The organism is Agromyces sp. NPDC057679, from assembly GCF_042799635.1.
In the GTDB taxonomy this organism is placed as follows: Bacteria; Actinomycetota; Actinomycetes; order Actinomycetales; family Microbacteriaceae; genus Agromyces.
In genome coordinates this window covers 459263-483340 of sequence record NZ_JBHVIK010000001.1, presented here as the reverse complement: position 1 = coordinate 483340, position 24078 = coordinate 459263, and the positions used below count along the sequence as shown (strand labels likewise).

Below are 24078 nucleotides of genomic sequence, written 5' to 3'. Positions count from 1 at the left end.
CACGCGGCAGGCTCATGCAAGCCCGCCTTCTCCGAGAGGACAGCGATGTCAACGCATTCGACGAACCAGCACCGCCAGGAGCACCACGGCGGAGCACCGTCGACCCGGGAGGAGATCGCAGCCCTCCGCGCCCGCCCCGAGGCATCCGTGCTCGTGATCGGCGCCGGCATCAACGGCATCGCGACCTTCCGCGACCTCGCCCTGCAGGGCGTCGACGTCGTGCTCGTCGAGCGCGGCGACTTCGTCTCCGGCGCCTCCTCGGCGTCGTCGCACATGATCCACGGCGGCATCCGCTACCTCGAGAACGGCGAGTTCCGCCTCGTGAAGGAGTCGGTGGAGGAGCGCAACAGCCTCATCCGCATCGCGCCGCACTACGTGAAGCCGCTCGAGACGACCGTGCCGATCTTCTCGACCTTCTCCGGCATCCTCTCCGCGCCCCTGCGCTTCCTGACGCACAAGTCGGGCAAGCCGACCGAGCGCGGCGCCGCGCTCATCAAGGCGGGCCTCACGATCTACGACGCCTTCTCGCGCGACGGCGGCTCGGTGCCGCGACACCGGTTCCACGGCCGGAAGCGCTCGCTCGCCGAGCTCCCCGCCCTGAACCCGGGCGTGAAGTACACGGCCACCTACTACGACGCGAGCATGCACGACCCCGAGCGACTCGCCCTCGACGTGCTCTTCGACGGGCTCGCGGCCGGCCCGCACGCCCGGGCCGCGAACTACCTCGAGGCGATCGGCCACGACGCCGCCGGCGTGCGCGTCCGCGACACGACCACGGGCGAGGAGTTCTCGATCGCGGCCGACGTCGTCGTGAACACCTCGGGCCCCTGGACCGACCTCACGAACGCCGAGCTCGGCCACGAGACGCGCTTCATGGGCGGCACCAAGGGCTCGCACATCGTGCTCGACCACCCCGAGCTGCACGCCGCCACCGCCGGACGCGAGATCTTCTTCGAGCACGAGGACGGGCGCATCGTGCTGATCTACCCGCTCAAGGGCAAGGTCATGGTCGGCACCACCGACCTCGAGCACGACATGCGCGAGCCCGCGATCTGCACCGAGGAGGAGGTCGACTACTTCTTCGACCTCATCGCGCACGTTTTCCCAAGCGTCGCCGTCGACCGTTCGCAGATCGTCTACCGCTTCTCGGGCGTGCGCCCGCTGCCGCACCACGACGAGACGCAGCCGGGCTTCGTCTCCCGCGACTACCGCATCGAACGGGCGGATGCCACGGGCCGCCCCGGCACCACGGTGCTGAGCCTCGTCGGGGGCAAGTGGACCACGTTCCGGGCGCTCGCCGAGCACCTCTCGGACGAGGTGCTCGCGCTCATCGGAGCGGAGCGCACCGTGACGACGAAGGGGCTCGCGATCGGCGGCGGCGCCGGCTACCCCGCGAACGACGACGCCCGCCGCGTGTGGCTCGTGTCGCACGGCGACGAGGTCGGCCGCCTCCGCACCGACGAGCTGCTCGAGCGCTACGGCACCCGCGCCGCCGCCTTCCTCGCCGAGGTCGAGGGCGAGCAGGACGAACCGCTCGCGCACCACACCGGCTACAGCCGCCGCGAGATCGCCTGGCTCGTGCGGGGCGAGCGCGTCGTGCACCTGCAGGACCTGGTGCTGCGGCGCACGAGCATCGCGTTCACGGGCGCCCTGACCGCCGAGCTCCTCGCCGAGCTCGGCGAGCTCGCGGGCGCCGTGCTCGGGTGGAGCGCAGGCCGTCGCGCCGAGGAGATCGCGGCGACCCGCACGCTGCTGGCCGAGCGCCACGGGGTCGCGATCGGCGAGCTCGCCGGCCTCTCGCCGGTCGAGTAGCTCGGCGTCTCGGGCCCACCCGTCGGTCGCGGCACGGTGCCGTCGCGCCCGTGCGGCGACCGATGGGGGCGGATCGAATCTGCACGGATGTGCACCCGGAAACGCCGTGCACCGGCCATTTCGGCGGATACGTTTCATCGGGGCCGATCGGCTCGCTCTCTCAGAAAGAAGGTCAACGTGGACAATCTCGGTCTCGTGTTCCTGTCGGAAGTCGTCGGCACGGCGATGCTGGTCCTGCTCGGCTGCGGCGTCGTCGCGAACGTCGCCCTCGCGAAGAACAAGGGCTTCGGCGGCGGGTTCCTCATGGTCAACATCGGCTGGGGCCTCGCGGTCTTCGCCGGCGTGATCGTGTCGTACGCCTCGGGCGCCCACCTCAACCCGGCCGTCACCCTCGGCCTCGTCGCGAACGGCGCCACCGAGTTCGGCAACGCCGCGGCGGGCATCCAGGTGCCTGTCGGCGCCGTCTCGGTGCTCACCTACATCGGAGCCCAGATGATCGGTGCCTTCCTCGGCGCGATCTTCTGCTGGCTCGCGTACAAGCAGCACTTCGACGCCGAGCCCGAGGCCGCCAACAAGCTCGGCGTGTTCTCGACCGGCCCCGCCATCCGCTCGTACGGCTGGAACCTCGTCACCGAGATCATCGGCACCTTCGTGCTCGTGTTCGTCATCATCGGCTTCACGAACGGCGGCACCCCCGCCGAGCTCGGCGCGATCCCCGTGGCCTTCCTCGTGATCGCGATCGGCGCCTCCCTCGGCGGCCCGACCGGCTATGCGATCAACCCGGCCCGTGACCTCGGCCCGCGCATCGCGCACGCCATCCTGCCGATCAAGGGCAAGGGCGGCAGCGACTGGTCGTACTCGTGGGTGCCGGTCGTCGGCCCCATCATCGGCGGCGTGCTCGCCGGCCTCGCCGCGGTTCCCCTGCTCCCGATCCTCGGCTGAGCCCGAGGCATCCGCCCCTCACCCCTCACCATTCACTGACAGCAACGGAGTTCTCAGATGGCTGACTACGTACTCGCGATCGACCAGGGCACGACCTCGTCGCGCGCGATCATCTTCGACAAGGCCGGATCGATCGTCTCGACCGGGCAGCTCGAGCACGAGCAGATCTTCCCCAAGGCCGGCTGGGTCGAGCACGACGCCGCCGAGATCTGGCGCAACACGGGCGAGGTGATCGGCCAGGCCCTCGGCAAGGCGAACCTCACGCGCCACGACATCGCCGCAGTGGGCATCACCAACCAGCGCGAGACCACGGTCGTGTGGGACAAGACGACCGGCGAGCCGGTCTACAACGCGATCGTCTGGCAGGACACCCGCACGCAGCCCATCGTCGACCGCCTCGCGGCCGACGGCGGCGTCGAGCGCTTCAAGGCGAAGGTCGGACTGCCCCTCGCGACCTACTTCTCGGGCACCAAGGTCGTCTGGATCCTCGAGAACGTGCCCGGCGCGCGTGAGAAGGCCGAGTCCGGCGACCTCCTGTTCGGCACCACCGACAGCTGGGTGCTGTGGAACCTGACCGGCGGTGTCGACGGCGGCGTGCACGCGACGGATGTCACGAACGCGAGCCGCACGATGTTCATGGACCTCGAGACCCTGCAATGGGACGACGAGATCCTCGGCATCTTCGGGGTTCCCCGCTCGATGCTTCCCGAGATCAAGTCGTCGTCGGAGGTCTACGGCACCGCGAACGAGCACTCGCTGCTGCGGGAGACCCCCATCTCCGGCATCCTCGGCGACCAGCAGGCCGCGACCTTCGGGCAGGCGGCGTTCGCGACCGGCGAGGCGAAGAACACGTACGGCACGGGCAACTTCCTCATCTTCAACACGGGCGAGGAGATCGTCCACTCGAAGAACGGCCTGCTCACGACCGTCGGCTACAAGCTCGGCGACCAGCCGGTGCACTACGCCCTCGAGGGCTCGATCGCCGTCACCGGTTCGCTGATCCAGTGGCTGCGCGACAACCTCGGGCTCATCACGTCGGCCGCCGAGGTCGAGGAGCTGGCGAAGTCGGTGGAGGACAACGGCGGCGCGTACTTCGTGCCGGCGTTCTCGGGCCTGTTCGCACCGTACTGGCGCCCCGACGCCCGCGGTGCGCTCGTCGGCCTCACGCGCTTCGTGAACAAGGGCCACATCGCCCGTGCCGCGCTCGAGGCGATCGCCTTCCAGACGCGCGACGTGATCGAGGCCGTGAACGCCGATGCGGGCGTCGACCTGACCGAGCTGCGCGTCGACGGCGGTGCCACCGCGAACGACACCCTGCTGCAGTTCCAGGCCGACATCCTCGGTGTGCCGGTCGTGCGCCCGGTCGTCGCCGAGACGACGGCGCTCGGCGCAGCCTACGCCGCGGGCCTCGCGGTCGGCTTCTGGTCGAGCCTCGACGAGCTCGCCCAGAACTGGCAGGAGGACAAGCGCTGGACCCCGTCGATGGACGAGGCCGAGCGTGCACGACTCGACCGCAACTGGAAGAAGGCCGTCTCGAAGACCCTCGACTGGGTCGACGCGGACGTCGTCTGATCTGCAGCACGTCCACCGCGGGTTACGGTGGATTCACGGGCCGGGCGCATGGGGGTGCGCTCGGCCCGTCTTCGTCGTGCGGGTCGGGGTCGGGGTCGGCTGGCCGGGACCTGGGCCCGCAGCGGGCGTGACCGGGCGGGTCGCCCCCTCGGGCGTCAGCGTCGCAGGCGCGGCGTGAGCGCAGCGGGGAGTTCGTCGAGCGAGGCGATCTCGATGACGCCGGCTGCCGCGGCCTCGTCGGCCTCGTCGGCGCTCGGCTCCACGCCGAACCGGTTCAGCCAGACACCGACGAGTCCGGCGCGCGCCGCGCCGATCGCGTCGGTCGCCAGGCGATCGCCGACGTAGGCGGCCCAGGAGACCGGACGCTCCGCCGCGAACCTGGCGACCGCGAGCTCGAAGATCTCGGAGTCGGGCTTCGTGACGCCGACCGTGCCGGAGGCGATCACGTGCCCGAAGCGGTCGCGGATGCCGAGGCGGTCGAGCTTGGCCAGCTGGAAGTCGAGTTCGCCGTTCGTGATGATGCCGATGCGCACTTCGGGGATCTCGTCGCCGAGGCGATCGATGGCCGGCAGCGCGTCGGCGTGCAGGGTCCACGACTCGCGGTAGCGCTCGAAGTAGCGGTCGAACCACGCCCCGGCCGCGAGCTCGTCGAGCTCGTCGCCGTGCGCGAGGGCGAAGTCGCGGGCGCGGGCTCGCCGCTGCCCCTCGAAGGTCAGGCGCCCGGCGAGGTACTCGTGGTAGTGCTCTTCTTCGAGCTCGTGCCAGAGCTGCTGCGCGGGTGCATCGTCGCCCACGTATGCGCGCTCGCGCATGTGGAGGGCGATGCCGGCCGCGACCGCCTCGCGATGGGCCATCAGCGTGTCGTCGAGGTCGAACAGCACGAGCGGCGACGCGGGGCTCACGGTCGACGACGAGGCCGTCTGCGCAGGGTCGGCGGGGCCGTCGACCGAGGTCATGCCGCGCCGCCGAGGAGCGGCGCCCAACTGGCGACGGCATCGGCTGCGGGGGTGCGGCCGCGCTCGGCGGACCAGCCCTCGAGATCGGTTCCGTCACGCCCGGGCACGGTCGTAGTCGCCGTCGTCGTGTTGAGGAACCCGGCGGCCCGGGCGACCATCGCCGAGGCGACGTTGCCCGCGTTCGCGCGCCAGGTGACCGTCTCGGTGCCGGGCAGCTCGACGAAGGCCCACTCGCACACGGCGAGCAGCGCCTCGGTCATGTACGCCGAACCGCGGTGCTCGGCGCCGAGCCAGTAACCGACCTCGCAGGCATCGGTGCGCAGGCTGATCACCCCGAGCAGCGGGCCGCCCGTCTCGGTGCGGACCGCCCACGTGAGCTCCTCGCCCGATGACCACGCCGACGGTACATGCTCGGTGAGGAATCCGCGTGCGTGCGCCTCGGTGTACGGCCACGGCGTGGTGAGGAACTGCTCGAAGAGCGGGTCGGTGCAGTACTCGGCGACGCGCGCGACATCGCCCTCGACCGGGAGGTCGAGCACGAGTCGTGCGGTACGCAGGGCGACAGGCTGCATGGTCAGCGCGCGCGCCGGAGGAAGCCGATGCGGTCGTAGACCGTCGCGAGCGTGGCCTCGGCGACCTCGCTCGCGCGGTCGGCATTGACGCCGAGCAGGCGGTCGAGCTCGGCGGGGTCGTCGAGCAGTTCGAGCGCCCGTGCCCGGATGGGTTCGAACTCGTCGACGACGACCTCGGCGAGCGCCTTCTTGAAGTCGCCGTAGCCGCGGCCCGCGAACTCCTGCTCGAGCTCGGGGATGCTGCGGCCCGAGAGCACGGAGAAGATCGTGAGCAGATTCGAGACGCCGGGCTTGTGCTCGCGGTCGAAGCGGACCTCGCCGTCGGTGTCGGTGACGGCGCGCATGATCTTCTTCGCGGTGACCGAGGGCTCGTCGAGCATCCACAGGATGCCCGCCGGCGTGTCGCCCGACTTCGACATCTTCGACGTCGGGTTCTGCAGGTCGTAGATGCGTGCGGTCTCGCGCTGGATCGCCGGCTCGGGCAGCACGAAGGTGCCGGCGCCGAAGCGGGCGTTGAACCGGGTCGCGAGGTCTCGGGTGAGTTCGACGTGCTGCTTCTGGTCGTCGCCGACCGGGACGATCTCGGTCTGGTACAGGAGGATGTCGGCCGCCATGAGGACGGGGTAGGCGAAGAGGCCGACGCTGGTCGCGTCAGCACCCTGCTTCTGCGACTTGTCCTTGAACTGGGTCATGCGCCCGGCCTCGCCGAAGCCCGTGATGGTGTTGAGCACCCATGCCAGCTCGGCATGCGCGGGCACGTGCGACTGCACGTACAGGGTCGAGCTCGACGGGTCGATGCCGGCGGCGATGTACTGCGCCGCGGTGCGGCGGGTCTTCTCGCGGAGCTCGTCAGGGTCTTGCGCCACGGTGATGGCGTGCATGTCGACGACCGAGAAGAAGGCGTCGTGCGTGGACTGCAACTCCTTCCACTGGAGGAGGGCGCCGATGTAGTTGCCGGCGTGCAGCGAGTCGGCGGAAGGCTGCATGCCCGAGTAGAGGCGGGGCTTCTGCGTCATGGGGAGTTCCTTCGAAGTGTGCGGCCGCGGTGCGGCAGGGTCAGATGGCGTAGTCGACGACGACGGGGGCGTGGTCGGACCATCGCTGGTCGTAGGCGGCCGCCCGGTCGATCGTGTAGCGCTGCACCGTCGCCGCGAGCGCGGGCGTCGCGAGCTGGTAGTCGATGCGCCAGCCGGTGTCGGTGTCGAACGCCTTGCCTCGCTGCGACCACCAGGTGTACGGCCCCGGCACCTCGCCCGCGTCGCGGCGGCCGAGATCGACCCAGCCGAGCCCGGCGCCCGCGTTGTAGGCCTCGTCGCCCTCGGCGCCGACGAAGCGGTCGAAGTACGCGCGCTCCTCGGGCAGGAAGCCGGCGCGCTTGACGTTGCCCTTCCAGTTCTTGATGTCGAGGGCGCGGTGACCGACGTTGAGGTCGCCCACGACGACCGCGAGCTCGGAGTGCTCGGCGAGCTTCGGCAGGCGCTCGACCATCGCGTCGAGGAACTTGAACTTCTCGACCTGCTTCGGCGTGTCGACCTCGCCCGAGTGCACGTAGGCCGAGACGACGGTGATGACGCGGTCGCCGACCTCGTAGTCGGCCTCGAGCCAGCGCCCGGCGGTGTCGAAATCGGCGGCGCCGAGCTCGACGCGGTGGATGTGGGCGCGGCGCCGGCTGGCGATCGCGACGCCTGCGCGACCCTTCGCGGTCGCCGGGTCGTGCAGGATGTCCCATTCGTCGCCGAGCAGGCCCTGCAGGTCTTCGGTCGAGGCGCGCACCTCTTGGAGGGCGAGGATGTCGACGTCGCGGCCGGCGAGCCACTCGCCCATGCCCTTGCGGAATGCGGCTCGCACTCCGTTCACGTTGACGCTGGCGAGACGGAGGGGCTTCGCGGAGGGCATGCCCTCGATCCTACGGGAGCCCCCCGTCACCGTTCGCCGCCCGGGGGCCGCCGTCCGCTTCGAGCTCGGCGAGCTCCTGCTCGGCCCGCGCCAGCCGGCGCTTGGCCGGCAGGCGGTCGAACCAGTTCGCCGCGGCGAGCTCGTTGCGGGCCTCCCGCACCCGCACGCGCGCCGCGGTCAGGATCGCCTCGTGCTCGCGCTCCCTGGCCTCCTGGGCGAGCTGCTCGGGAGTCACCTTCCGAAGCGTCTCGTGCGCATCCGCGGCCTCGACGGCGATCCAGCTCGCGGCGACGAGGATCACGATGCTCGCGAGGTGGAACCAGAGGAGCAGCGCGATGAAGACGGCGAACGTCGCGAGCAGCGGGTTGCGGCTCGCGCTCGACACGAGCAGCCCGCTGAGCATCTGCATCGCGGAGAGCGCACCGGAGCCGAGGAGCGAGCCGACCCACATCCGGCGCCACGGCATCGCCGCACCGGAGAGGAACCGGAACATCACCGCGAGGGCGAGCGTGTCGATCACGAACACGACGACGATCGCGCCCGCCTGCACGAGGAACGCCTCCCAGCCGCCCGCGTCCTCGATGCCGAGCGAACTGAACACCCATGAGATGAACGAGGTGGTCGCCACCGACAGCACGGAGGCGAAGATGAGCACTGCGCCGAAGCCGAATCCGGCCAGGAAGTCCCTCGCCTTGAGCAGCACGTACGCCCGGGTGTCCTTCGGCAGCCCGAAGATCGAGCGCACCGAGAGCCTGGCGTAGGTGATCCAGCCGATGGCCGTCCAGATGAGGCCGATGACGGCGATGGCACCGGTCCACCCGAGCACTCCCGCGCTCGCCTGCGCGATCTGGGTGAGCTCGTCGTCGGAGATGACGGCCTCGTCGCCGGAGCCGACGAGCCCGGGCGCATAGGTGTTCACCAGCGTGATGAACGCATCCATCGTCTCCTGGTTGCTCGTGAGCCAGATGCCGGCGACGGCGAACACGACGTAGATCGCGGCGAAGCTCGCGAACAGCGCCTGGTAGCTCAGCCCGGCCGAGAGGATGAAGCCGTTCCGCGCGAGGAAGTGCCGCCACACCCGGACCGGGAAGAGCGCCATGGTCTTCTGGGTGAGCGTGTTGACCCTGCTGATCGGCTCCTCGAAGCGTTCGAGGATGGGCTGGCTCACGGCGTCGAAGCGCTCCTTCGCGGAGGGCGGGCGGCCGTCGAGATCGAGCGGGTCGGCAGCCGACCGCACGTCGGACTTCGCCGCCCCGTGTGGAGGTCTCGACCCGCGCTCGCTCACGCTCCAACCCTAGCGATCGAGGCCGGGACCGAGGCGGAGGCGCTCGAGCGTCGGTCCGCGCGTGGAAGCCCTCGCCCCGGGCGACGGTCTTCGCCCGTCGTCACGGCCCCGAGCCCCAGTCGCCGGATCGCCGGTTCACGGGCGAAGCATGTCGGCCTTTCGGGGGACATCGCCACTGCGCTCGTCTCGGTGCGCGACCGCCGAGAACGCTGCTGAGAAGCGGGACGGAGCGGACCGGGGGAGTGCTGCGCGGCTCGCCCGTACCCCGCGAACTGGGGGACACCAGGTGGTGAGAATTCCTTGAAATCGGCCGAAGCGTGCGAGAAGACTGGGGCCGTCGACCTGAGAAATTCTCGATTCGGCCTGACCGCACCCGAACGTGGAGTCTGAAATGCACCGCAAACTGCGCACTCGTTCCGCTGCTCGAACCGAAGAATCGGCGGCCCCGCCGCCACCGCGGATCAGGGCGATGCTCGCGGCGCTGACGGTGGGTGCGCTGGTCGTCTTCAGTGCTCCGACGCTCGCCGCGGCCGACGAACTCGCGACGCCGCCGGCGGCGGGCGACGAGGCCGTCGTCCAGGCCGAGGAGGCGACAGCGGAACCCGAGACCCCGCCCGCGGAGACCGCGCCGCCGACGGAGGAGGCGCCCCCTGCCGAGGAGCCCGCGCCGCCCGCCGAGGAAGCCGCGCCCCCCGCTGAAGAGGCCGCCCCGCCCGAGGAGCAGCCCGCGGAGGAGCCGCCCGTCGAGCAACCGCTCGCAGCCCCCGAGGCCCCGGCGCCCGCGCCCGTCGACTGCATGGCGATCCCGATCGGGAACGACGACCGCAGCGCGCGCGACGCGTGCCTGGCCGAACAGCAGGCGGGCCTGCGAAGCCTCGCCGCCACGGACTCGCCGGAGCCGTCGTCCAACCCGGATCTGCCCGACAGTTGCGGACTCGACTTCGCCCTCGTGCTCGACAAGTCGGGCTCGATCGGCGACGGCGGCATCGCGGACTTGAAGGCCGCCGCCGACGCGTTCACCGAGGCGTTGAAGGACACCGGCTCCGAGGTCTCGGTCACCGAGTTCGACCAGGACGCGAGCCTGCTGCAGTCGGCGATCGCGCTCACGAGCGCGAACCTCGCGACGATCCAGGGCTCCTACAGCGGACTGGGCTCCGACGGCTGGACGAACTGGAAGCGCGGCCTCGAGGTCGGTCTCGGCTCGTTCGGCGGGTTCAGCGACCCGCCCGTCGAGCTCACCATCGTGATCACGGACGGCAATCCGAACACGGTCGACCCCGACGACGGGGGCGAGTTCCCCGACGGCTCCCCGGGGGCGCTCGACCCGGCGATCCTCCAGGCCAACGCGATCAAGGGCATCCCGTCGCACGTCTTCGTCGTCGCGGTCGGGCCCAACGTCTCGCTCGGTCCGATCGAGTCGATCTCGGGTGGAACCGAGTTCGACGGGTCGAACATCGCGACGGCCGACTACATGACGTCGACGAACTACTCGAGCCTCGCCGATGACCTCCAACTCGTCGCCAAGGCGCTCTGCGGCGGCAACGTGATCATCCACAAGCAGGTCGGGGCGGCGTTCCCCGGCGTCGCAGGCGGGGCAGGCTGGGAGTTCTCGACCGCGACCTCCGACGTCGACCCGACGAGCGACACCACGGATGCCTCCAGCCAGACCGACCCCTACGAGGTGACCGGCTTCGCGGTGCAGCCCGACCCGCCGGCACGCCAGGTCGTGTTCTCCGAGACGGCGGACGGCGGCAGCATGCTGACGGGTGCCCGATGCGGCACCTCGCCGGACCTCGAAGACGCGGTCGCGGTGCCGTTCGACACGGACGCCCGCACCTTCACGGCCACCGTCGAGAGGGAGGAGACGACCCACTGCTGGGTGCTGAACACCTTCGCGCCGAGGTGGCTCGCGTGGAAGACGGTCGATCCGGCCGACGGTTCGACCGTCGAACCGGGGCAGGACGTCACCTACACCCTGCACGCGCAGAACGACGGCGTCGTGCCGGTGACGGGCGCGGAGCTCGTCGACGACCTGAGCGACGTGCTCGACGACGCGACCATCCAGCTGCCCCTCCCGGCGGGTGCCGACCTCGTGGGGACGGAGCTGACCTGGTCGATCCCGGATCTCGGTCCGGGCGACACCGCCACCCTCTCGTTCACCGTGCAGGTCGACGACGACGCCTTCAACGAGGTGCTCGCGAACGTGGTCACTCCCGGCGACAACGGGCGATGCCCCGAGGACGTGAAGTCGGCGGCGCCCGTCGACGACTGCACCACGCACAACCCGACGCCCGACATCGCGATCGACAAGAACGTCGTGCAGACCGACCTCGACGTGGCGACCGGCGAGTGGACGCTCGGCTACACGCTCGACGTCGAGAACACGGGGCACGTCGACACGGCCTACGACCTGTCGGATGCCACGGACTTCGGCGCCGGCATGACGATCTCGGCAATCGAGTACTGGGAGCCGGGTGAGGACCCGAGCCTTCCGGGGCATTCGCTGACCGGCCCGTTCGATCCGGTCGCCGAGTACCTGCTGGCCACGGACGTGCCGATCGCGGTCGGCGCCACCGACAGCTGGCTCATCCGGGTCACCGCGACCATCGACGACGACGGCATGCCCGAGTACGGCTGCGACGGCGAAGACGGCGGCGGCTTCTCGAACACCGGCATCGTGACGATCGGCACGGGAGTGCGCGAGGACGAGGCCTGCGACGCCCCCGGGCGCCTGACGCTCATCAAGACCGTCGACAACGAGCAGGTCCAGGACATCCCCGACTTCCCGCTCGCGGTGCCGAGCGACTGGCTGCTGAAGGCCGAGGGCCCGGTCACGGTCGAGGATCCCGGCGCGGACGACCCCGGCACGAGCTACCCTGTTCCGAGCGGCTGGTACGGCCTGAGCGAGCGGCCGGCCCCCGAGTCCGACAACCCGTACGTCGACGACGGCACGTACGTGCCCGGCGAGTGGGTGTGCGATGACGAGGGGGAGGATCCCGAGAAGCTGGTCGATCCCCAGCACGAGGTATACGTGCCGGCGGGCGGCGAGGCGACGTGCGGCATCGTGAACACCGCGGATCCGGCTGACCTCGGCATCGTGAAGGACTACGAGCTGCCGGAAGGCGTCGAGGCGATCGACAACACCGACCCCGAGGCATCCGAGTTCTGGTTCACCCTGACGGTGACGAACCACGGACCCGACGTGCCGGGCGCGCTCGTGACCGACACGCTGCCCGACACGCTCGAGGTGATCAGCGGCATCGAGATCGACCCCGTCGATCCGAACTGGACCGCGTCCTTCACGGGCAACGAGTTCTCGGCCGAGTACAGCGGCGTCTACGAGGCCGGCTCGGTCACCGAGTTCCGGTTCCAGGTGCGGTTCCTCGGCGATCCGCTCGGGCCGCTGCCCGAGAACCCCGAGGTGCCGCCCGAGCCGGTGCCGGCCGAGCCCGTCGAGAACGAGGCGTGCGTCGCGATCGTCGTGCCGGACACCGAGCCGCCGACGGCCGCCGCCGCGCTCGCCGCGGTCGACGACCCGGTGCTGCCCGTCACCGACGCGAACCCCGCCAACGACTGCGACGACACCACGGTGCCGACGAAGGCGATCGAGGCGAACGCCTACGTGCAGTGCATCAACGACGTGCCGTGGCTCTACCACAACGTCATGACGGCCGGACCCGTGACCCCGTCGGACATCACCGTCACCTGGACGCCCGACCCGGTGTTCTACCCCGACGCGGAGCCGATCGTCATGACGATCCCGTGGGAGGAGCGCAACGGCCGGCTGCTCTGGCCGTACGGCGAAGTGAACGACGAGGGCATCTCGATCGGCTGGCCGGGATGGCGCCTGGCCGAGCCGGGGGACGTCGTCGGAGAAGGCACGATCGTCGACTCGTGGGAGAACATGGTGAAGGACTCGTCGCTGCCGAGCTACGCGTTCGCCGACCAGCTCCACCCGATGACGATCACCTTCGAGATCAACCCGAGCCAGTCGGTGCTCGCGGTCTACCCGCAGGCGACCCCCGCCTGCGCGGTGACCCGTGAGGCCGGACCGCTGATCGAGAAGACCTCGAGCGTGACCACGGCGGAGCCGGGCGACACGTTCGACTACACCCTGTCGGTCACCAACCCCGGCCTCGGCTCGACCAAGGCGATGGAGCTCTTCGACGAGATCCCGGCCGATCTCAGGGTGAACTCGATCACCACGCCGCCGGCCCCCGCGTTCCCCCGTTGGGACGACTGCGAGGTCACCGGCAAGGACTCGGCCGGCTACGGCGGCACGCTGCACTGCATCCTGAACGGGCAGATCGGCGGCACGAGGCCGGATGCCCCGGATGTGGTGCTCTCCGTCACGCTGAATCCGCAGTCGAACTCGTCGAGCATCGTCAACACCGGTGAGATCTGCTGGAACGACCTGCCCGACGACCAGACGGCGGCCGCAGCCGAGGGTGCGATCCCGCTCGATCCGGCGGAGCCGATCCTCTGCGACGACTCCTCGGTCACGGTGACCGTGCCCGGCTCGTCGATCGCGAGCACCGGCTTCGCGGGCGGCCCGTTCGTCTGGATCGCGGCCGGAATGCTCCTCGTGGGCGGCGTCGCCGTCGCCTGGGTCGTGATCCGGCGCCGCCGCATCGGGGGTGTGTAGGCGGTTCGGGTCGAGCGGGGGATGCCGCGGCGCGACGAGCGCCGCGGCATCACCGGTGTTCACGTCGGAGTCCTCGGGGAGCGGGGTACCCCGCATTCAGGGGTGATACCTGAGAATTCCTTGTTTCATGCCCGCGGCGCGGCGCAGACTGGCAGTGCTGACCCGGTTTCTCACCCGAGCCGGCTCCCACCTCGAGGTCTGGAGCTCGTCATGCACCGTCACCATCCTGCCCATCGCGCCGAACGTCCGGCGCATGGCATCCGCGCCGGGCTCGCCGGAATCACGGTCGGCGCACTCGTGCTCTTCGGGGCGCCCGTGCTCGCCGCGGCGGACGAGTTGCCGCCGAGCGCGGAGGTCACGGCCACCGAGCCGGCGGCCGAACCCGCGGCAGAACCCGCGGCGGAGCCCGCAGCCGAGCCGGTCGCTGAACCTCCCGCCGAGCCGGTCGCCGAGCCCGAGCCGGTCGCCGAGCCCGAGCCGGTCGAGGAGCCCGCAGCCGAGCCCGCCGAGCCGACGACGCCAGCACCCGAGCCCGCTGCGGCGGCCGAGCCGCCCGCAGCCGAGGCGGCGGCACCCGCACCGGCCGCGCGAACGGTGGCGCCGACGGGTGACGAGGAGAACGGCGGACCGCCGGTCACCACCATCCCCGAGTGGAAGGATCACGTGGCGATCTGCCACGCGACGAGCAGCGAGTCGAACCCGTACGTGTTCATCTCGCCGAGCGTGCGCTCGATCATCGACCCGAACGGCGACCCCGACGACCCGACCGACCCGACGCACGCGCACTCCGAGCATCAGGACGGTCGCGACATCATCCCGGTGTTCGACTACTTCGACAAGGACGGGGTCCAGCATCACTTCCCGGGCCTCAACACCACGAAGACCGAGATCACCGAGGAGGACTGCAACCCGGCACCTCCGACGATGAAGCTGACCGCCGAGATCTGCACCGAGCCCGGGGGCACGCCGCCGCCGGTCAAGGTCGCGCTCCTCGGCCTGCTGCTCGGCTTCGAGTACACGCTCAGCGTCTACAAGTCCGGCACCGACGAGCTCATCGACTCGGTCACGTTCGAGGACGTCCTCGACCACGACTTCGAGCTCGAGCCCGGCAGTTACGACGTCGTCCTCCATCGCACGGGCGACGACCCCGAGAACGATCTCGAGAAGACGATCACCGTCCAGCCGTGCCCGCGGGTGCCCGTGCCGCACTGGCTCCTCCAGAAGTGGTCGATGCCGACCGACGGCGCGATCGTCGAACCCGGCGACCTCATCACCTACACGCTCCAGGCCTACAACGACTCGGACGCCACGGTGACGGGGGCGAAGGCGTTCGACGACGTGAGCGACGTGCTCGACAACGGCACCATCGTCGACCTCGGAGCCGGGCTCTCCGGTCCCGTGGGCGACGTGCTCACGTGGGACGTCCCCGACCTCGAGCCCGGTGACTCGGCGACGGTCTCGTACACCGTCGAGGTGGGCGAGGACGTGTTCGGCGAACTGCTGCACAACGTCGTCGTGCCCGGGCCCGGCGGCGAGTGCCCGAGCGAGGAGGAACCCGCGCTCGCCCAGCGCACCGCGAACGCGGTCGCCGTGGACGACGACGTCTGCGTCGTCGACCACCCGGTCGTCGACATCGATCTCGTGCTCGAGAAGGACGAGGCGACCGAGGGCGACGAGCCCGTCGACTCCGGCGAGGACGACGTCATCACCTACACGCTGACGATCACGAACAAGGGCACCGACCCGGCGTACCGCAGCCTCGTCACCGATGTCCTGCCCGACGGGGTGACGTACGTCGACGGTTCGGCGGTGATCTCGCCGAACCCGGGCGAGTGGGACCCGGTCGAGGTGGCGGACGGTGTGCTCACCGTCCAGCACAACGGCTGGATCTTCCCGGGGGACCAGATCACGATCACGTTCGAGGTCACGGTCGGCGAGCTCGCGCAACCCGCGCCCGACCAGCCGATCCCCGATCTCGTGAACGGCGCCTGCGTCGCGAGCGAGGCGTACCCCGAACCCGAGGCGCCGTCGATCGCCGCTGCCGAGGTCGAGGCGGGCGAGCCCGGGTTCGACTCGAATCCCGACGACAATTGCGACGACGCCGAGACCCCGGTGAAGGCGATCGGACTCGTCGGACTCGCGCAGTGCGTCAACGACACCCCGTGGTTCACCTACTCGATCACGCCGTTCAACATCAGCGACCCGGGAGCCAATCCCATCTCGCTGATCTGGTGGACGCCCGAGGCCTTCGCGAATCGCGACCCCTCGATCCCGGCCGATGACGTCGCGGCGCTCCTCGCCGACGGTGCCTCCCAGGTCGATCCGATCGCCTACCCGGCCGGGTGGGTGAGCGGCGACACCATCTCCGGACAGCAGCTCTGGCCGGGGGCGGAGGTCGACGCGGACGGCAACCCGACCGACTGGCCGGGGTGGACGCTGCTGCCCGACGGCACCTGGATCCTCGATCCGAGTGCACCGTTCTACGACCTGCGGGCCGAGGCGGTCGTCGAGATCCGGATCAACCCGTCGAACGACGCCGACGTGGTGTACCCGCCGCCGACGCCGAACTGCAACGCGGCGCCGGACCAGCCGTCGCCGCCGTCGACGCCGTCGTCGACGCCGGCGGGCCTCGCCGAGAGCGGAGTCCGGACCTCCGCGATGCTGCCCCTCGGTGCGATGCTCGTGCTCCTCGGAGCCGCGGCGATCGTTCGCGGGGTTCGTCGTCCTCGCGAGAACTGAGCGATGAGTCGGATGCCCCGCCGGGAGCGATCCCGGCGGGGCATCCGTCATGCCGGCGGTCGGGTGTTCCGGCCGAGGGCGTGAACGGCTTCGAGCACAGGACCATTCGAACGCATCGGCTTTGTCCCCCATTTCGCGCCCATCAGGGGAAAGATCTGTCCCCCAAAACTGAGGATCCCCCCGTTTTGGTGCCAGTGGGCCCCTGTTTCGGGCCGGTGCCCCGATGCGAGGATGAGCGCGAACTCGTACCCGCGGGTTCACCGGTCCGCGGAAGCGGACCACCGGGGAATGCGTGCCCGCGCACCCCCAGGCCCGGTCGCCCGGGCCGGAACAGCCGGAAGCTCACCCGCTTCCGAAACCCGAAGGCTGATGATGAACGTCACGCGATCCCACCGCACCCGTTCCACCGACCAGGCGACCGGACGTCGCTCGTTGAGGCTCCAGGCGAGGCGGGCGAGACAGCGTCTCATCAGCGCGCTCGCGATCACCGGGCTGCTCGCGACGGGCGGTGCCGTCTTCATGGCGGTCGCGCCGGCGACCTCGGCCGCGGCGGCCACGCTCGGATCGGTCTCGACGAGCTTCGAGATCGACGGCAACACCTCCGGCGCGAACGACTGGGGCGGGGTCGTGGGATCGACGCCGAAGCCCGCGTACACGACCGCATCCGGGCACCAGTCGAGTGGGATCCTCGCCGCGCAGCGCTCCGCGGACAGCGGGGCGACCCTCGGCTCGCCCGGCACCTGCGGCGCCACCGAGACGCTGAGCGTGTTCCCGGGCGGCGCGAAGATCGACGACAACCCGTGGAAGAACCTCATCACGAACTCGGCGAACGCGAAGGGCGATGCCTGCACCGGCGGCTCGGCGTACGAGGTCGTCACGGTCAACGGGGTTCAGCACACCATCTTCTACGCCTACTGGACGCGCCTCTCGGGCAACGGCGACATGACCTCCTACGAGGTCTTCCAGGGGCCGGCCGCCGGACGGTCCGACGACTACCTGGTCGAGTTCAACTACGACCCCTCGGGCAGCCCGACCACCTCCATCCGCGTGCTCTCGTGGGACGGCAACAGCTGGGAGCCCATCGGCAGCCCGGTCGTCTACCAGGCCGCGGTCGGCGGCAACACCGACACCAACACGAGCGGCACCGACGCGACCTTCGGTGAGATGGCGGTCGACCTCACGGCCTCCGGGCTGCTGCCGCCCGACGGCACCTGTCGTTCGTTCCTCGACTCGGGCTTCATCACCCGCACCGGCAACAGCGACACCGCCACCCTGCAGGACCAGCTCGTGTCGTCGAACCCGATCACCCTCACGAACTGCGGCAGCCTCGTCGTGAAGAAGGTCGGCACCCCGCAGGGGGCGCCGAACGCCTCCTTCAACTACGCGGTCACCCGCACCGGGGGCGGGCAGGTGCACGACGCCACGCTGACCGGTCCGACCGACACGGTCGCCGGCAACAACGGGCTCGGCGCTGCCATCGGCCTGGGCGACACCCACAATTGGGGCAACGTGTTCGCGGGCAACGACTACAAGCTCACCGAGGCGACGCCGCCGTCGCCGTGGGCGTTCAAGCAGACCACGTGTTCGGTCACCAACCCCGCGAACGGGCAGGTCGAGTCGACGACCGACGGCAGCTTCAAGCTGTACATCGGCGCGACCACCACCTGCACCATCGAGAACGTCACCTCGGGCGTGAAGATCACGAAGGCCGCCGCGGGCGACCCGGCGACCTTCGACTTCACCGTGACCGGGCAGCAGGGCAACGTGCAGGTTCCGGGCGGGCAGAGCTCGCAGGTCTTCTACTACACGCCCGGCAGCAACGTCGACATCACGGAGATCGCCGAGCCGGGCACGCCCCAGTGGAACCTCACGTCGATCGTCTGCGACGCCGACGGCGACGGTGACGGCGACGTGTTCCTCGCGACCGCGACCGCGAAGCTGAAGACGATCGCCGGCCAGGTGCTCAACTGCACGTTCACCAACGAGCAGGACGGCCAGATCAAGATCATCAAGAACGTCGCCGGCGACAACGGCACGTTCAGCTTCACGACGACCGGCGCCGACCTCTCGGGCTTCGACCTCACCACCGTCGGCGGCACCGCGACGAAGCTCTTCGACAGCGTCGCTCCCGGCGCCTACACCGTCACCGAGACCACCCCGGCTCCGTTCTACGACCTCACCAACCTGACGTGCGTCGAGGACGTCACTGGCGACTCGGTCGTCTCGATCGCCCAGGGCAAGGCCACGATCACGGTGCAGCCGGGTGAGCTCGTGACCTGCACCTACACGAACACCCAGCGCGGCAACATCATCGTCACGAAGCAGACGAACCCCGACGGCTCCGCCCAGGAGTTCGACTTCACCCTCACGGGGCAGAGCGGCTTCGTGCTCAAGGACGGCCAGTCGAAGGCGTTCAACAACATCGTCCCCGGCGCGTACACGCTCGCCGAGCTCGCCGAGGCCGGCTGGGACGTCACGAGCATGACCTGCTCGGGCGAGACGCCCACCGCCGACTCGCCGATCGGCATCACGCTCTCGCCGGGTGAGACCGTCGAGTGCACGGTGCTCAACACGGCGACGAAGGGCAGCGTGACCGTCGAGAAGAAGGTCGACGGCGTGCCCGACGGCTACGACTGGTCGTTCCCCATCTCGATCAGCCCGGTGCCCGGCGGCCAGCAGGGAACCATCAACGCCACGGACGACGACCCGATCGTCGAGTGGAAGGACCTCGACGTCGGCACGACGTACACCCTCACCGAGGGCGACCTCGCCGGCTGGGACGAGGGGACGATCACCTGCGAGGGCATCGACGACGAGTCGGATGACCCGGGCTTCCAGTTCACCGTCACCCCGGGCCTCTCGCTCGAGTGCGAGGTGAAGAACGTCGCCGAACCTGGCGAGGTGAAGGTCACGAAGACGGTCGACGGCGTCGCCGACGACACCGAATGGGAGTTCGACCTCACGATCGACCCCGCCGACGGCGTGAAGCCGAGCGCGACGCAGACCGTGTCGGGCACCGGCAACACGAGCGACACCGTCACCTGGACCGACCTCGTCGTCGGCGAGGAGTACACGATCACCGAGGACCTGCCCGCTGGCTGGACCGGCGGCGTCGTCGAGTGCGGCCCCGACTCGAACCCCGGCAAGCCGGGCGACCAGTTCGTGGTCACGCCGGGCTTCTCGCTCGAGTGCACGGTGAAGAACGAGGCGGAGCCCGCCTCGGCGAAGGTCACGAAGACCTCGGTCGGCGCGGCCGGCAGCTTCACCTTCGTGCTGACCCCGATCGACCCGGCCGGCGCCCCGATCGAGCAGATCGTCACCACCCCCGCCGGCGGCGGCGTCGGCGACACGACGTTCACCGACCTCGTGCCCGGCACCACCTACTCGCTCGCCGAGAAGGACCCGGGCGCCGGATGGGTCGTGGGCGAGCTCGTCTGCGAGGTCACCCACGCTGGCGACGACACCGCGGAGTCCGTCGACGAGTCGGGCTTCACGGTCGAGCCGGGCGACGTGTTCGAGTGCGACATCACGAACACGGCCAAGGGCAAGATCATCATCGTCAAGAACATCGACGGCGCCGACGGCACCTTCCAGTTCACGGGCACGTGGCCGTGGGCCGGCAACCCGTCGATCGGATCCTTCGGCGTGACCACCGCGAACGGCACCGGCGCCAACAGCTACGACAACGTCGTGGCGGGCAGCTACAGCGTGACCGAGCTGCTGACGAACACGCACGTGGGCGAACTCGTCGGCTGCGTCGAGTCCCGTGTCGGGGGCGCCGACAACGGCTCGTCGATCGACCAGGTGAACCCGCTCAAGGGTCGCATCGACCTCGATCCGGGCGAGACCGTCGTCTGCACCTACTCGAACACCGAGCTGTCGACCATTATCGTCGACAAGGTGGTGCCGGGCGTCGGAGAGATCCCGGGCGGCGCGACCCAGGCGTTCCCCTTCACCTTCGCGGGTGACGGCGACGACCAGGAGTTCTCGCTCACCGACGGCGACGCCCCGCAGGCCTTCGGCTCGCTCCTCCCCGGCAGCTACACGGTCACCGAGGGCGACACGGCGAACTGGGACCTCACCGGTCTCGAGTGCACGCCGCCCGACGGCGTCGACACCGAGGGCGCGACGGCGAGCATCGAGCTCGCAGCAGGTCAGACCGTGGTCTGCACGTACACGAACGCCCCGGAGACTGGCGACGTGACCGTGCGCAAGATCGTGAAGGGCGTGCCGCAGGGCTACCCCTTCGACTTCGAGATCACGATCTCGCCCGCGGTCGGCGCGCAGCCGACGACGCAGCACGTGACCGAGGCCGACGCCAGCGTGAGCTGGACCGACCTCGTGGTCGGCGAGACCTACACGCTCACGGAGGGTGACGAGTCGGGCTGGAACGAGGGCGACTTCATCTGCAACGGCGGCGACCTCGAGGATGCCGACGACGAGCTCGCCGGCTTCCAGTTCGAGGTCACGCCCGGCCTGTCGATCAGCTGCACGATCACGAACGAGGCGGTGCCCGGCGAGGTCACCGTGACCAAGCACGTGACCGGCGTCCCCGACGGCTTCGAGTGGTCGTTCCCGCTCACGATCTCGCCCGCCGACGGCGTGCTGCCGCAGGCCGAGCAGACGGTGACCGGAGTGGGCAACGTGACCGACAGCGTCACGTGGACGAACCTGAAGATCGGCACCGTCTACACGGTGACCGAGGGCGAACTGCCGGCGGGCTGGTCGGGCGGCACGGTGACGTGCACCGACTCCGACCCGCAGACGGCGGGCAACCAGTTCGTCGCGACGCCGGGCGCCACGCTCAGCTGCGACGTGACGAACGACGTGGTCCCGCCGACCGGACTCATCACGAAGGAGCTCGTCTCCATCGGGCAGAACGCCGAGGGCACGTGGGACCTCGTCTACGAGGTGAAGGTGACCAACCAGAGCCCGGTCGCGCCGCTCGTCTACGACCTGCAGGACCAGCCGTTCTTCGGGGTCGGCATCGTGATCAACGACGCCGAGGCCGAGGGGCCGAGCGACGAGGCCGCCGACTGGGATCCGACGGCATCGAACTCCGTGCTCGCCGATGACGAGTCGGTGCCGGCCTCCGGGACGGACACCTACACGATCACGATCAACGCGACTGCGGGCGAGGAGGTCTACGAGACCTCGCAGGACCAGTGCCAGGAGGGCGAGACCACCCAGGGCGGCTTCCGCAACACCGCGTTCCTGATCGTCGGCGACGGCGAACCGCAGCCGGCCACCGACTGCGACGAGCCCGGCCGCACGACGGTCACGAAGGAGCTCGTCGGCAGCCCGGTGCGCGGCGACGACGGCGACTGGACCGTGACCTACGAGGTGGTCGTCACCAACGAGAGCGCCACGCAGGACCAGTACTACGACCTCGAGGACGACCTCGGGTTCCCGGCTGGCGTCGAGATCGTCTCGGCGACCGCGACGAACGACGCGGGCTTCGACACGTCGGCCTGGAACGGCGACTCCGAGACGACGCTCGCCGAGGACGCGGTGATCCTGAAGTCGGCGGTCCACACCTACACGATCGTGGTGGTGGCCGACGTCGACGAGATCACGGTGATCGATCACGTCACCTGCGAGGCGTCGACCAGCGGTCGCGGCTTCTTCAACGAGGCGGTGCTCGACAACGGCACGATCGTGACGAAGGTCGACGACTGCGACACCATCCCGGTCGGCCGGCTCACGCTCGAGAAGCACGTCGACCTCTCGGCGTTCGAGGGCATCGACCTCGCCGACCTCGGGCTCGGCGACCTCGAGCAGCTCGCACCGAAGGACTGGCTGCTCACGGGCACCGGCGCCGACGAGAGCGTCGCGGTGCTCGGGCACGTCGGCACCGTGTTCACCCTTCCCACGGGCGAGTACGGCCTCTCGGAGGAGCCGACGGCCGAGGCATCCACCCACCCGCTGCTGAAGTACTTCTTCAGCCAGGGCTGGATCTGCGACCGCGACGGCGAGGGAGACGACACGGCGCTCGTCGAGGTCGGCGAGCTCACGAGCTGCGACCTCACCAACAAGGCCGAACTCGTGGACGTCGGGATCGAGAAGAACTACGACCTCAGCGGTCTGCCCGACGACGCGATCGAGGGCGGTGACGAGTTCGACTACGTGCTCACCGTGACCAACCACTCGAGCATCGATGTGGAGGAGCTCGACGTCACCGACCTGGTCGACCCCGAGCTCGAGGTCACGGGCCCGGCGACCTTCGAGGGGGTCGGCACCTGGACCGAGCAGCCGACGGTCGGCGACAACGAGTTCGCCGCCCACGGCGTCGGACCGTTCGAGCCGGGCGATGTGGCCACGATCACGATCCCGGTGCGGCTGCCCGAGCCCGAGCCGGTGGAGACCGACATCGTCGACCCCGACGACCCCGTGCCGCCGCTGCCCGAGATCGAGATCGGCGACGTCCCGAACCAGGCGTGCGTCGCGATCACGAGCGGCGAGGGCGTGCTCGAGGACCTGATCGAGGCGAACGACTGCGACGAGGTCGACGTGCCCCGCAAGGCGATCGACCCGGCCGCGTTCGTGCGCTGCATCGCGGATGTCCCGTGGCTGTACTTCAACGTCGCGGCGAGCGAGCACGTCGAACCCGGCGAGATCACCGTCACCTGGACGAGCGCCGACGGCACGCTGACGAAGGAGCAGAAGGTTCCCTGGGACGAGCGCAACGGCCGGCTGCTCTGGCCGGGCGCAGCGGTCGACGAGAATGGCGTGCCGTTCGAGTTCCCGGGCTGGCGCCCGATCACCGAGGAGGACCTCACGAACCCGCCCACGCCGGGCACCCGGTTCGGCGACCTGATCCTCGACGAGACGGTGCCGACCTACCCCTGGCGCGACATGGAGAACCCGGCGACGATCACGTTCTCGGTGAATCCCTCGCAGTCGGTGCTCGCGGTGTACCCGCAGGCGCTGCCCACCTGCGCGATCGATCGCGAGCCCGAGGTCGACATCCTGAAGACCGCGAGCGTCGAGGAGGCGAAGCCCGGCACGAACTTCGAGTACACGCTCGAGGTCACGGCGACGGGCGTCGGCTCGGCGGAGCCGGTGGAGATCTTCGACGAGATCCCGTCGCACCTCCGGGTGGACGACATCACGACGGCACCCGCTCCCGCCTTCCCGCGCTGGGAGGACTGCCAGGTGACCGGTCAGGACGCCGAGGGCTACGGCGGACTGCTGCACTGCGACCTGCTCGGGGTGCTCGGTCCGAACTACCCCGAAGCCCCGCCCATCGTGCTCGACGTGCACGTCGACCCGGCGACGAAGGCGACGAGCGTCGTGAACACGGGCGAGGTGTGCTGGCAGAACGCCGACGACACCTCCGAGGATCCGGTGGTCGTCTGCGACGACTCGACGGTGACCGTGCGGATCCCGCAGCCCATGGCCGCCACCGGCTTCGGCGGTGAGCCCGTCGTCTGGGGCGCTGCAGGACTCGTGCTCCTCGGCGGACTGCTCGTCGCGGCCGGCATGGTGATCCGCCGGCGCAGGCAGGGCGAACACGCCGCGTGAGTCGGTGAGGGCGCGCTGAGGCCCTGGCGAACGGGGGTCGGACCATCGAGGTCCGACCCCCGTCGGCGTGTCCCCCGAAGGGGGGAAGTCGAGTGATTGTCGAGTACCCCGCTTTCGGGTGACACGATCTCATGA

At 70.0% G+C, this 24078-nt stretch carries 11 protein-coding genes; 6 read left to right on the top strand and 5 right to left on the bottom strand.

Annotation, left to right across the window (positions count from 1 at the left end; all coding sequences use genetic code 11):
• Positions 1-45: 45 nt before the first annotated feature.
• From ACFVAJ_RS02095 to glpK, 3 genes are all read left to right on the top strand, one after another.
• Positions 46-1812: an FAD-dependent oxidoreductase gene (locus tag ACFVAJ_RS02095; protein WP_376941140.1), complete on the top strand. Its 1767-nt coding sequence runs from the start codon at positions 46-48 to the stop codon at positions 1810-1812.
• Between the two features lie 225 nt (positions 1813-2037).
• A complete protein-coding gene (locus tag ACFVAJ_RS02090) occupies positions 2038-2754 on the top strand; it encodes an MIP/aquaporin family protein (RefSeq protein ID WP_376942460.1) in 717 nt (238 codons plus the stop codon).
• Between the two features lie 57 nt (positions 2755-2811).
• Positions 2812-4326, top strand: coding sequence for a glycerol kinase GlpK (gene glpK / locus ACFVAJ_RS02085; protein WP_376941139.1), 1515 nt, complete (start codon positions 2812-2814; stop codon positions 4324-4326).
• A 155-nt stretch (positions 4327-4481) separates the two neighbouring features.
• Here the strand turns inward: glpK and ACFVAJ_RS02080 are convergent, their stop codons facing one another.
• Genes ACFVAJ_RS02080 through ACFVAJ_RS02060 form a run of 5 tightly spaced genes read right to left on the bottom strand, consistent with a single transcriptional unit; the run spans position 4482 to position 9035 of the window.
• Entirely contained in the window at positions 4482-5282 is an 801-nt protein-coding gene (locus ACFVAJ_RS02080) for an HAD family hydrolase (RefSeq protein ID WP_376941138.1), read from the bottom strand.
• The gene (locus ACFVAJ_RS02075) at positions 5279-5854 is read right to left on the bottom strand and encodes a GNAT family N-acetyltransferase (protein WP_376941137.1); all 576 of its coding nucleotides are present in this window, start codon (positions 5852-5854) and stop codon (positions 5279-5281) included. The genes ACFVAJ_RS02080 and ACFVAJ_RS02075 overlap by 4 nt, the downstream gene beginning before the upstream one ends.
• Positions 5855-5856: 2 nt before the next feature.
• Positions 5857-6870 (bottom strand): tryptophan--tRNA ligase, encoded by a 1014-nt coding sequence (trpS, locus tag ACFVAJ_RS02070; protein ID WP_376941136.1) that lies wholly within the window; start codon positions 6868-6870, stop codon positions 5857-5859.
• Positions 6871-6910: 40 nt separating this feature from the next.
• Positions 6911-7750: an exodeoxyribonuclease III gene (locus tag ACFVAJ_RS02065; protein WP_376941135.1), complete on the bottom strand. Its 840-nt coding sequence runs from the start codon at positions 7748-7750 to the stop codon at positions 6911-6913.
• A 10-nt stretch (positions 7751-7760) separates the two neighbouring features.
• A complete protein-coding gene (locus ACFVAJ_RS02060) occupies positions 7761-9035 on the bottom strand; it encodes a YihY/virulence factor BrkB family protein (RefSeq protein ID WP_376941134.1) in 1275 nt (424 codons plus the stop codon).
• 469 nt (positions 9036-9504) lie between these two features.
• On the opposite strand from ACFVAJ_RS02060, the gene ACFVAJ_RS02055 reads away from it, so the two are divergent.
• The 3 genes from ACFVAJ_RS02055 (at position 9505) to ACFVAJ_RS02045 (ending at position 23943) form a co-directional block, all read left to right on the top strand.
• Positions 9505-13680 carry a hypothetical protein gene (locus tag ACFVAJ_RS02055; protein ID WP_376941133.1) on the top strand — a complete coding sequence of 1392 codons (4176 nt, stop codon included), beginning with the start codon at positions 9505-9507 and terminating at the stop codon, positions 13678-13680.
• Between the two features lie 210 nt (positions 13681-13890).
• Positions 13891-16419 (top strand): hypothetical protein, encoded by a 2529-nt coding sequence (locus ACFVAJ_RS02050; protein ID WP_376941132.1) that lies wholly within the window; start codon positions 13891-13893, stop codon positions 16417-16419.
• A 372-nt stretch (positions 16420-16791) separates the two neighbouring features.
• Positions 16792-23943: a DUF5979 domain-containing protein gene (locus ACFVAJ_RS02045; protein ID WP_376941131.1), complete on the top strand. Its 7152-nt coding sequence runs from the start codon at positions 16792-16794 to the stop codon at positions 23941-23943.
• The last annotated feature ends 135 nt before the right edge of the window (positions 23944-24078 follow it).